The organism is Aeromicrobium sp. P2_G6 (assembly GCF_056403535.1).
This window is the reverse complement of record NZ_JBFUFH010000002.1, coordinates 538,608-549,479: the sequence shown is the minus strand read 5'-3', so window position 1 is coordinate 549,479 and position 10,872 is coordinate 538,608. Positions and strand designations below refer to the sequence as shown.

The window sequence follows — 10,872 nt, the reverse complement described above, 5'->3', positions numbered from 1 at the left end:
CGAGACTCTCTCGATGCCGCGGGCCGCGGGTTGGGCGGGTTCAGCAGGCGACKGGGCGGGCGGCCACGGCGCGGGTGGCGCGCGCGGTGCGGGCCAGGTGCGCGATGACGGCCAGGCGATCACCGTCGAAGCGGCGAGCGACACGCTCGGCTGCGACGCGGCGACGCTCGAGCGTCTCGACGAGCTCACGCTCGTGCTGCTGGTTGTCGACCTGTGCGATGTAGTCGGTGATCATGATGGACTCCCTTTCTGGAGCTTTCGACATGACCTACATTCGTCGCTGAGGTGGCCCTCCCACATCGGACGGATGCCTTAACTTCCAGGGCGGTTCTCGCCCTAGGTATGTCTGAGGTACCTCAGACCTACCTAGACGCGAATGGTGGTGCGCTCGGCGATCATGGCCGCCTCGGTGCGGCTCGACGCGCCGAGCTTGCGCAGGATCGCCGACACGTGGACGCTCGCGGTCTTGACGCTGATGAACAGTCGCTCGCCGATCTGCCGGTTGGTGAGCCCCTCGGTGATCAGGTCGAGCACCTGCTGTTCGCGCGCGGTGAGCTCGACCGACCCGGTCTCGTGGCGCCCTGCCGGCCCGCCGAGCGACAGCCCGGCCCGCTCGGCGAAGGCCCGCGCTTCCCCCGTCATCAGCCCGGCGCCGAGCGCGTTGGCGGCCTCGATCGTCTCGTGCAACGTGGCGACCGACTCGGAGCGTGACCCAGCGGCGTGCTGAGCCATGGCAAGCCTCAGCAGCAGGTAGGGGCGGACCTGCGCGGGGAGCACCTCGGCTCGCTCCAGCGCGTGCTGCCACTCCGCGGGGCCGTCGCCGGCGCGAGACGGGCCACCGAGCTCGGCGTCGACCACCGCGGCCCACTGACCAGTCGTCGGCCAGAACGAGTCGGTCTCCAGCCGCGCGCGGAGCCGCTTCTCGGCGTCGTCGAGGTCGACGTGGGTGTCGCCGTCGGCCCGCAGTCGTGCCAGTGCGCGAGCGGCCTGGGCGTAGATCAGGAGCGCGTGGCCCGGCTGCGAGTGGAAGCCGTCCTCAATCACCTGCGACAGGTGGCTCCAGGCCGTGGCCGCGTCGCCTTGTGAGAGTGCGAGCTCACCGGCCAGTCGGACGTACTGGAGCCGGGTCTGGACCTCCACCTCGGCCAGCGCGATCATGTGCGGGCTCCAGTGCTTGAACATCCGCTCGGCCGCCTCGAGCTCGCCGCGCCACATCGTCGACCAGACCTTGGACTGCAGCAGGTAGACCCGGAACGTCAGCGGTGGCGACAGCGCGATCACGCGGTCGAGCAGGCGCGTCGCGCGCTCCCACTCACCGCGGGCGAACAGTGGATCGATCATGTTCGAGGCGAGGATGGCCCCCGAGGTGCGCTCCACACCGAGCTCGCGTGAGCGATCGAGACCTTCGTCGGCAATCGCGACGGACTCGTCGTAGCGCCCCAGGAGGTGGAGCATGTCGGAGTAGTTGACCCGGAAGCGCAGCAGTGCGTCAGCGTTGCCCTGGGCGAGCTCCTTGGCCCGCTCCAGATCGTCGAGTCCGCCTTGGACGTCTCCACCGTGAGCCCGCGCCACGCCGCGGATGTTGGAAGCCACCGATGCTGCTTCTGGGTCACCGAGCTCAAGTGCGAGATCCAGCGCCTGCGTGGCCATCTCGATGGCGCCGTGATGCGCACCCTCGATCATGTGACGGGCCGCCAGCCGGTAGAGGATCGTCGCCCTCAACGACTCGTTGACACCTGGCGGCACCAGCTCGAGGGCTTCCTCGAGCAGCGGGATCGCGCCGAGCTTGGCGATGTTGTGCAGGCACTGTGCCTTGAGCATCAGGTGACGCGCCAGATCAGGGCCTTGCACATCACCGATCGAGATCGCCAAGGTGATCGTGGCCAGGGCACGTTCGGGTTCGCCCGCCGCGTGCAGGTAGGCGGCGACCTTGCCCATCAGCTTGGATCGCGGCATGCCGGCGACGGTCTCGGCGTCATCGATCGCATCCCAGATCTCGAGGGCACGCTCCCCCATCTGAGCGGCTGTGGCGTACGCGTAGGCGTGCGCGGCACTGCGCATCGCAGCGATCGTGGCGGGGAATGCCTTGTCGTGGTTGTTGGCGGAGTGCCAGTGGTAGGCGATCTCCGTGATGTCGCCGGGCTTCTCGCGATCGGCGAGCACTTGGGCGTATCGCGCGTGGAAGCGGGAGCGCTCCCCCGGCAGCAGGTCGCCGTGCACGGCCTCGCGCACGAGCGCGTGCCGGAACGTGTAGGCGCTGTCGTCGACCACCAGGACGTTGGCGACGACCGCCGCACGAGCCGCGGCGTCGATCTGTTCGGCGCCGCGATCGAAGACCTCCTCGACGAGCTCGTGCTCGACGCGCTGTCCACCCGCGGAGACGACCCGGAGGAAGTACTGGGTCGCGTCGTCGAGCCGCTCGTAGCGGGCCAGCAGGACGTCACGGAGCGTCTCGGGGAGGACTGAGTCCTCGCATCCCACGAGCTCCTCGACGAAGAACGGCACACCCTCGCTGCGCTCGAAGACGCTCTCGACGAGGTCGAAGTCTGGCGTGCGCCCCAGGATCGACTGGGCCTGCTTGCGCACCTGGGCACGCGTCAGCCGGCGCAGCTCGAGGCGCTTGGCCCGGCGACCGCGCTCGACCTCGGTCAGGAAGACCCGCAACGGATGGCCTCGATGGACGTCGTCGCTGCGGTAGCTCAGCACGATCATGATCGGACCCGAGGCGACGGCCCGGAGCAGGAATCGCAGCACCGTGAGGGTCGCCTCGTCGGCCCAGTGAAGATCCTCGATCACGATGATCACGGGGCGTTCACGGGCGAAGTGCTCCAGCAGGAGCGCAACGCCTTCGTGCAGGCGGTTCTCGCTGGCCCCGCCGGTGACATGGTCGCTGAGCTCGGGGAGCAGCACGCCGATCGTGTCCCAGCCCGGCCCGGCGGCCTCGAGCACGCGGTCGGTGCCCACCTGGGCGACGAGCTCGCGCAGGACCGCCGTGATGGGTGCGTATGGCGTCGCGACCTCGCCGAGGTCGACGCACTGCCCGTGCAGGACACGGGCCGAGTCGGCCGACCGGGCGGTGAACTCGGCCAGCAGTCGACTCTTGCCGATGCCGGCTTCGCCCGCAACCACGACAGCCCTCGGCTCGCCCGCCACGACCTGCGCGTAGAGCGCGTCGAGCTCGCGGAGGTCGGCTGCGCGGCCGATCAGAGCGGAGCTGGAGGGCGGGAGGTGCACGACCTCATCGTGCCACCTCCCGCCGACAGATCCGCTGCGTCCAGCGTGCCTTTCAGCCACGTGCAGGAGCGTCCGTGAACAGCTCCGACAGCCGGTGGCGGACGACGTAGGACAGCCCACGCGGGGACCGCGCCCGGCGAGCTGCGAAACGTACGCCCTGGCGCTCCAGGGCGACGCGACGGCGCTCGTTGCGGAGGTTCATCTCCTGCTCGTGCTGCTGGTAGAGCGCGTACTCGACGTAGTCCGATGCAGTCATGATGACCACTCCTTTTGAATCTCGATGACTCCATCGTGATTTCTAAGGTGGGGTCGCCACATCGGACAGATGCCCTATCTTCGGGCCTGACCAGCAGCTCAGGAGGACTATTGACGGCCCGAAACCGTCTCACATACTTTGCAGAGAAGTGCGCGCTCCGGGCTCCGCGTCCACGTCACTGCTGCCTCCTGATCTGGAGTTCATCGTGGAGCGTCTCACTCGGCTCGTCATGCACCACCGCATCGTCGTCAGCGTGTTCTGGATCGTCATGCTGTTCGTCGGCGGATTCAGCGCGTCCCAGCTCGGCGACCGGCTCACCGTCGACTTCTCGCTGCCCGGACAACCGGGCGACAAGGCGGAGGAAAAGCTCGTCAAGGAGTTCGGCGTCAGCTCGTTCGACACCTACATCGCCGTCGTGAAGCTCCCGGCGGGCGAAACCGTCGAAGGCAGCAAGGACAAGGTCGCCGCGGTGTTCAAGGAGGCTCACGACGCGGTGCCCAACACCCGGATCGTCGACTTCGCGAGCACGAGCGACCCGGGATTCGTCGGCGAGGACAGCCGGACGACGTACGCGCTGTTCCAGGGGCCGCTGCCCACGTCGTTCGGGGCGGGCATCGAGAGACAGCTCGAACCTGCCCTCGAGAAGGCCGCAGCCAACTCTGGCTATGAGAGCGGCCTCACGTCGTACGGCCTGCTGTCGGCCGGTGGGGAGACCGAAGGGCCCAGCGTCCTGGTCGAGACGCTGCTGGGGGCAACCGGCGCTCTGCTGGTCCTGCTGTTCGTGTTCGCATCGCTGTTGGCGTTCCTGCCGATGGCGATCGCCGCGGTGTCGATCCTGACGACATTCACCCTGGTCCTGCTGTTGACGACGTTCAGCGACGTGAGCTTCGTCGTGCAGTTCCTGATCGCGCTGATCGGCCTGGGCGTCGCGATCGACTACTCGCTGCTCGTCGTCTCGCGATGGCGTGAGGAACGCGCGCACGGCCACGACAACGAGGAGGCGGTTGTCATCGCGATGAAGACCGCCGGCCACGCCGTGATGGCTTCGGGCGTCACGGTGGCGATCAGCTTGGTCGCGCTGATCGTCGTACCTGTCCCGTTCCTGCGGAGCATGGGCATCGGCGGCATGCTCATCCCGGTCGTGAGCGTCGCCGTGGTGCTGACCCTGCTGCCGGCGCTCCTGTCGAGCTTCGGACCCAAGATCGACTGGCCCCGGATCCGCCACGAAGGGGTAGCGTCGCGAGGCTGGTCGAACTGGTCCCGCCTGATCGTCCGTCATCGCATCGTGGCGACCCTCACGGCGGTCGCGGTGCTGGCCCTGCTGATCTTCCCGGTGCTGAGCCTCAAGATCGGCCAGGCCAGCGTGGAATCGCTGGCCAAGAGCGGTCGCCCCTTCGAGGCACTCACCATGCTGCGGGACGCCAACATCGGCACGGGCGTCCTCACGCCGATCGAGGTGCTGGTGGACGCCGACGACGCCGATGCCGTCGCCGAGGCCACGAGCAATGTCGACGGCGTTCAGATGGCCGTCGTCGGAGGCAGGAACGACGGCCAGGCAGTCGTCGACGTGATCCCGACCAAGGAGACGGTCGACAGCTCGGCCAACGCCGTGGTCGACGGCGTCCGGGATGCCGCGGAGGACGCCGCCGACGGGTCGGTCGGGGTGACCGGCGCCGGCGCCACGGTGCAGGACTACTTTTCCGCGGTCTACGACCGGTTCCCGTACGTCCTGGCGCTCATCGCGTTCATCACCTTCGTCCTGCTCGTGCGGACTTTCCGGTCGCTGCTGCTGCCGATCAAGGCGGTGATCCTCAACCTGATCTCGATGGCGGCGGTGTTCGGCTGCGTCGTGTTCTTCTGGCAGCTGGGCCACGGGTCGGAGGCGATCTTCGACGTCGCCCCCACCGGCGCGATCACGTTCTGGCTGCCGGTCCTGATCTTCGCGTTCCTGTTCGGGCTGTCGATGGACTACGAGGTCTTCATCCTGGCGCGCATGCGCGAGGAGTACGACACCACGGGTGACACCGGTGCCGCCGTGGTCACCGGGCTCGGTCGCACCGGCAGGCTCGTCACGTCAGCAGCGTTGATCCTGTTCTTCGCCTTCGCCGCACTCGCCTCGTCACCGGGGGTCGACGTCAAGGTGCTGGGCACGGCGCTCGGCGTCGGCATCCTGATCGACGCCACGCTCGTACGCGCGTTGCTCGTGCCGGCGCTCGTCAGCGTGCTCGGCCGGTGGAACTGGTGGCTGCCGGGCTGGCTGGCAAAGCTGCTGTTCGTCGAGCCATCACCGTTGGCGCCGCGGAAGGAACCCGAGGACGAGGTCTCCGTGCCAGTGAGGTGACTGTCAGACGACAGTCAGCGGCAGCAGCGTCTTGCCGGTCGGGCCGATCTGGATCTCGGTGTCCATCTGCGGGCACACGCCGCAGTCGAAGCAGGGCGTCCAGCGGCAGTCCTCGACCTCGAGCGCGCCGTCGGGGTTGAGCGAGTCCTGCCAGTCCTCCCACAGCCAGTCGCGGTCAAGACCGGCGTCGAGGTGGTCCCAAGGGAGCACCTCGGCGTACTCGCGCTCGCGGACGGTGTACCAGTCGAGGTCGACCGGCTCGTCGGCCAGCGCCTCGGCGGTCTTGTCGGCCCACCGGTCGTACGAGAAGTGCTCGCTCCAGCCGTCGAAGCGTCCGCCGTCACGCCACACGGCCTCGATGACGCGGCCGACGCGTCGGTCACCGCGCGACAGGAGTCCTTCGATCGTGCCGGGCTTGCCGTCGTGATAGCGGAAGCCGATCGCCTTGCCGTACTTCTTGTCGGCTCGCACCGCGTCGCGCAGCTTCTTGAGCCGCTCGTCGGTGGTCTCGTGGTCGAGCTGTGAGGCCCACTGGAACGGAGTGTGCGGCTTGGGCACGAAGCCACCGATCGAGACCGTGCAGCGGATGTCATGGCGGCCCGAGACCTCGCGACCGGTCTGGATGACCCGCTTGGCGAGCTCGCCGATCTGCATGACGTCGTCGTCGGTCTCGGTCGGCAGGCCGCACATGAAGTAGAGCTTGACCTGGCGCCAGCCGTGCGAATAGGCCGCGGCGACCGTACGGATGAGGTCGTCCTCGGTCACCATCTTGTTGATGACCTTGCGGAGGCGCTCGCTGCCGCCCTCGGGGGCGAACGTCAGGCCCGAGCGGCGGCCGTTGCGGCTGAACTCGTTGGCCAGCGTGATGTTGAACGCGTCGACGCGGGTCGAGGGCAGCGACAGCGAGGTGTTGGTGCCCTCGTAGCGGTCGCCGAGCTGCTTGGCGACCTCGCCGATCTCGGTGTGGTCGGCGCTCGAGAGGCTCAGCAGGCCGACCTCCTCGAAGCCGGTCTTGTCGAGGCCGTTCTGCACCATCGCACCGATGCCCTCGATCGAGCGCTCACGCACGGGCCGCGTGATCATGCCGGCCTGGCAGAAGCGGCAGCCACGCGTGCAGCCACGGAAGATCTCGACGCTGAAGCGCTCGTGCACCGTCTCGGCGAGCGGCACGAGCGGGTTCTTGGGGTACGGCCAGGAGTCGAGGTCCATCAACGTGTGCTTGGCAATGCGCCACGGGACACCGTGGCGGTTGGGCACGACGCGCTGGATGCGGCCGTCGGGCAGGTAGCTGACGTCGTAGAACTTCGGGACGTAGACGCCGCCTGACTTCGCGAGGCGCATGAGGACCTCGTCGCGTCCGCCGGGACGCCCCTCGTCCTTCCACTCGCGGACGACCTCGCTGATTGCGAGCACGATCTCCTCGCCGTCGCCGAGCACGGCAGCGTCGAGGAAGTCGGCGATCGGCTCGGGGTTGAACGCCGAGTGGCCGCCGGCGATCACGATCGGGTCGTCGTCGCCGCGATCGACGGCGTGCAGCGGGATGCCCGCCAGGTCGAGCGCCGTCAGCATGTTGGTGTAGCCGAGCTCGGTCGAGAACGAGATGCCGAACAGGTCGAACGCCTTGACCGGACGGTGCGCGTCGACCGTGAACTGCGGGATGTCGTTGTCACGCATGACCTTCTCCATGTCGGAGAAGACGGCGTACGTGCGCTCGGCAAGGATCCAGTCGCGCTCGTTGAGGACTTCGTAGAGGATCTGGACACCCTGGTTGGGCAGCCCGACCTCGTACGCGTCGGGATACATGAGCGCCCAGCGCACCTGCGCCGAGTCCCACTCCTTGCTCGTCGCGTTGAGCTCGCCGCCGACGTACTGAATCGGCTTGCCGACGGAGGGCAGCAAGGGTTCCAGGCGCGGGAAGACTGACTCGACGGACATGCCCTCTAGGTTAGGCGCTTCGTGCCACGGCGCGAAAACGTCGTGCTGTGGGACGGATCTTCATGCCTTTGCGTCGTCCCGGCAACACGAACGCAGGTAGTTCACTGGTCCGGTCGACCGATCTTCATGCGTTTGCGTCGTCCGGGCAGCCAGAACGCATGGAGGTCCGTGAACATCCACAGATCTGCCGAGGCGTGCGCCGATCCACAACGCGTATGACAGCGGGTGCGCCCACAGGTCGACGACAGCGAGCGTTCGCTCATGAAGAGCGTCATGAGAGTCGCCGCGGCCAACGCCGACTACGGCGCCGGAGTCGTCCGCCACCGGGTCGCCCGTGGGATCTGGCAACGACCATGCCGGGGCGTGATCGTCACGCACAACGGGCCGCTCACTGGCGAGGAGGCATGGGCAGTCGCTCTCGCGTCCGCTCCGCCGCGATCAGCACTGGCCGGGCCGACGGCGCTGGAAGCGCACGAAATGGACGGTTTCACCGCCGACCGAATCCACGTCGTGATCCCAGCTGGAGGGCGAGCACCGTCCTGGGAGGGACTCGTCGTCCACGAGAGCACCGAGCTCACCAGTGCCGACGTCCATCCGTTGCAGGAGCCGCGGCGCACCCGTGTTGCCCGCAGCGTCATCGATCTTGCGAGCTGGTGCGACAACGACCGTTACGCGCGGGCCGCGGTCATCGCCGCACTGCAGCAAGGGCTCGTCAACACCTCCCGGATGCGCGATGCGCTGACCCGCCGCGGACCGTGCAAGCGGCGCGGTCTGATTGTCGAGTCGGTCCTGGATGCCGCTGGCGGAGTCCAGTCCTTGCCGGAACGCGACTTCGACGCGCTGTGGCGGTCAGCCGGCTTGCCACGGCCGACGCGTCAGCGGCGCATACGCGGCAAGGACGGGCGCTACTACCTCGATGCCACTTGGGAGTCGCTCGGTATGTCCGCAGAGATCCACGGCATCCCCCATCACGCGGTTCGCCAATGGGATGCAGATCTGCTTCGCGCCAATGAGATCGTCATCGGCGGAGAGCGCCTGCTGATCTTCTCGTCGTACGCCATCAGGCATGAGCAAGCCGCCGTCGCCGATCAGCTCTTCCGCATGGCCAAAGCGTGCGGATGGACCGGGCCCGAGCCCGATCTCCATGCGTTGTGGGCGCTCCAGCAACACAAACGCAGGGGGTTCGCCCGACGACGAGTCGAACGTTGACGGATCTTCATGCGTTCGCGTCGTCACAACAGCACGAACGCATGAAGATCCGTCGCAACCTGGGAGAAGCTGGGCAAGCCCACGGCCTAGGCTCGGTGTGTGAGACGCAAACCCCGCCAGCAACGCCCGTTCTCCCTCAAGTACGTGCCCGTCGCCACCGACGGCGGGCCCGACCAGGTCCTGACGGTGGAGAACCACACCGACGTCTCGGTCGTGCCGACGCTGGCCTTCACCCCGCTCGACGTGTACGGGCGGGAGCTGCCGAACGTCGTGACGCAGACGGTGCACGGTTCACATCGGGGCGGTCCGCTGTTGCCCGCGGGTGGATCGCTGCGCGACATCCTGCGTTTCGACGGCCCGGGGAGCCGTCAGGTCCGCGGCGTGCACGTCGAGCTCGCCGCCGTCGAGGAGCTCGACCACCCCGCGCTCGAGCAGGACACGCGCAGCGTCATGATCGACCTCGAGCAGAAGGCGACCGACATACCCGAGGAGTTCTGGGGCATCGGCCTGGTCAACCCCAACCCGTTCGGCGTCACGGTTCGCGTGTCACTGCTGGAGTTCGAGGACCGCGAGCGTGACTTCCCGCGGCAGGTCGTGGACGTCGTGACCCTGCAGGAGGACGTCGACCTGGCCTCGGTCTCCAACCACGTGATCTGGCTGCCGGAGGACGTACGCGGGCAGTTCCACGAGGTCGAGCACCACCTGCGGCCGCCGACCTACACCTGAGCGGCCCCGGGTGGGCTGATGATCCAGTTGTAGTGGAAGTCGTGCCCGCCACGGGCCGACATCAGACCGATCCAGACCGGCATCATCATCTCGGTCATCACCGCGGTCTCGATGCCGCCGAGGTCGATCATCTGGACGTCCCGCCAGCCGAGGAGCGCCAGGAACTCCCGCACCCGCGACTTCGCCGCCTCGTCGTTGCCGCTGAGGAAGACCACATGGTCGCCGGGGACGATCGACGGGTCGACCATGACGTCGCAGTTCATGGTGTTGAGCGACTTCACGACGTACGTCTCGGGGAACGACTCCTGCAGCCGCCGGCCGATCGAGCGATCCGGAGCGGCGAGCCAGGGCGGCCCGGCGCGGTTGGGGTCGAGCTCGTTGGAGAGGTCAACGACCGTCTTGCCGGACAGCACATCGGCGCCGATCGACTCCAGGACGCTCAGTGAGTTGATCCCGTTGGTGGCGTTGACGAGCAGGTCTGCGTGCGCGGCGGCGTCGGCGAACGAGCCCGTGCGGACGTCGAGCTCGCCGAACGGCGCGAGGCTCTCGGAGTCGGCAGACCGAGCCCCGACCAGGACGTCCTGGCCGAGACCTGACAATCGGCGTGCGAATGCCCGCCCCACCATGCCCGTACCGAGGATCCCGATCGCGCTCATGGCTCGAGCGTAGCCACCGCGGTGCTCAGAGGTGGGGGAACCAGAGCGCGATCTCGCGCTTGGCCGAGTCCTCGGAGTCCGAGGCGTGCACAAGGTTCTCGCGGTTGGACAGCGACAGGTCCCCGCGGATCGTGCCAGGTGCGGCCTGCCGGCCGTCGGTGACGCCATTGAGCAGGCGTACGACCGCGATCGCCTCGTCGCCCTCGAGGACGAGCGCGACCAGCGGACCGGAGATCGCGAACTCGCGCAGCGGCGGGTACCACGGCTGGTCGACGTGCTCGGCGTAGTGGGCATCGGCCTGGGCGGCGTCGATCGTCCGCTGCTCCAGCGCGACGATCGTGAGGCCCTTGGCCTCGAACCGGGACAGGATCTGGCCGGTCAGGCCGCGGCGTACGGCGTCGGGCTTGATCAGGACGAGGGTGCGTTGCGACATGGCCAAAACCTATCCTGCGCCGTCGTACGCCCGACGTGGACGCCGGTTCGGGTGCCTGCGTACGTTGTGTGCGGGCGCCAGT

Annotated in this window: 9 protein-coding genes; 3 read left to right on the top strand and 6 right to left on the bottom strand. The window is 68.0% G+C overall.

What is annotated here, in order from left to right; translation table 11 throughout:
• Positions 1 to 40 precede the first annotated feature (40 nt).
• From AC1DVU_RS09205 to AC1DVU_RS09195, 3 genes are all read right to left on the bottom strand, one after another.
• A complete protein-coding gene (locus tag AC1DVU_RS09205) occupies positions 41 to 235 on the bottom strand; it encodes a hypothetical protein (RefSeq protein WP_476922135.1) in 195 nt (64 codons plus the stop codon).
• Positions 236 to 366: 131 nt separating this feature from the next.
• On the bottom strand, positions 367 to 3,234 hold the full coding sequence (locus AC1DVU_RS09200; protein WP_476922134.1) for a helix-turn-helix transcriptional regulator: 2,868 nt from the start codon (positions 3,232 to 3,234) through the stop codon (positions 367 to 369).
• A gap of 52 nt (positions 3,235 to 3,286) precedes the next feature.
• On the bottom strand, positions 3,287 to 3,490 hold the full coding sequence (locus tag AC1DVU_RS09195) for a hypothetical protein (RefSeq protein ID WP_476922133.1): 204 nt from the start codon (positions 3,488 to 3,490) through the stop codon (positions 3,287 to 3,289).
• Positions 3,491 to 3,695: 205 nt separating this feature from the next.
• On the opposite strand from AC1DVU_RS09195, the gene AC1DVU_RS09190 reads away from it, so the two are divergent.
• Positions 3,696 to 5,831, top strand: coding sequence for an MMPL family transporter (locus tag AC1DVU_RS09190; protein WP_476922132.1), 2,136 nt, complete (start codon positions 3,696 to 3,698; stop codon positions 5,829 to 5,831).
• A 3-nt stretch (positions 5,832 to 5,834) separates the two neighbouring features.
• On the opposite strand, the gene AC1DVU_RS09185 is transcribed toward AC1DVU_RS09190, so the two are convergent.
• On the bottom strand, positions 5,835 to 7,766 hold the full coding sequence (locus AC1DVU_RS09185) for a TIGR03960 family B12-binding radical SAM protein (RefSeq protein ID WP_476922131.1): 1,932 nt from the start codon (positions 7,764 to 7,766) through the stop codon (positions 5,835 to 5,837).
• 261 nt (positions 7,767 to 8,027) lie between these two features.
• On the opposite strand from AC1DVU_RS09185, the gene AC1DVU_RS09180 reads away from it, so the two are divergent.
• Together AC1DVU_RS09180 and AC1DVU_RS09175 are read left to right on the top strand one after the other, a co-directional pair.
• Positions 8,028 to 8,975 (top strand): hypothetical protein, encoded by a 948-nt coding sequence (locus AC1DVU_RS09180; protein ID WP_476922130.1) that lies wholly within the window; start codon positions 8,028 to 8,030, stop codon positions 8,973 to 8,975.
• A gap of 99 nt (positions 8,976 to 9,074) precedes the next feature.
• Positions 9,075 to 9,701, top strand: a complete 627-nt coding sequence (locus AC1DVU_RS09175; protein ID WP_476922129.1) for a hypothetical protein — start codon at positions 9,075 to 9,077, stop codon at positions 9,699 to 9,701.
• Here the strand turns inward: AC1DVU_RS09175 and AC1DVU_RS09170 are convergent.
• A complete protein-coding gene (locus AC1DVU_RS09170) occupies positions 9,692 to 10,450 on the bottom strand; it encodes an NADPH-dependent F420 reductase (RefSeq protein WP_476922128.1) in 759 nt (252 codons plus the stop codon). The genes AC1DVU_RS09175 and AC1DVU_RS09170 overlap by 10 nt on opposite strands.
• A complete protein-coding gene (gene ndk, locus AC1DVU_RS09165) occupies positions 10,383 to 10,790 on the bottom strand; it encodes a nucleoside-diphosphate kinase (RefSeq protein WP_476922127.1) in 408 nt (135 codons plus the stop codon). Before ndk ends, AC1DVU_RS09170 begins: the two co-directional genes overlap by 68 nt.
• Positions 10,791 to 10,872 lie beyond the last annotated feature (82 nt).

Bases quoted from the DNA above. Each gene is read 5' to 3' on its own strand.
- AC1DVU_RS09195 (WP_476922133.1), bottom strand. From the start codon at position 3,490: ATGACTGCATCGGACTACGTCGAGTACGCGCTCTACCAGCAGCACGAG.
- AC1DVU_RS09185 (WP_476922131.1), bottom strand. From the start codon at position 7,766: ATGTCCGTCGAGTCAGTCTTCCCGCGCCTGGAACCCTTGCTGCCCTCC.
- AC1DVU_RS09180 (WP_476922130.1), top strand. From the start codon at position 8,028: ATGAAGAGCGTCATGAGAGTCGCCGCGGCCAACGCCGACTACGGCGCC.
- ndk (WP_476922127.1), bottom strand. From the start codon at position 10,790: ATGTCGCAACGCACCCTCGTCCTGATCAAGCCCGACGCCGTACGCCGC.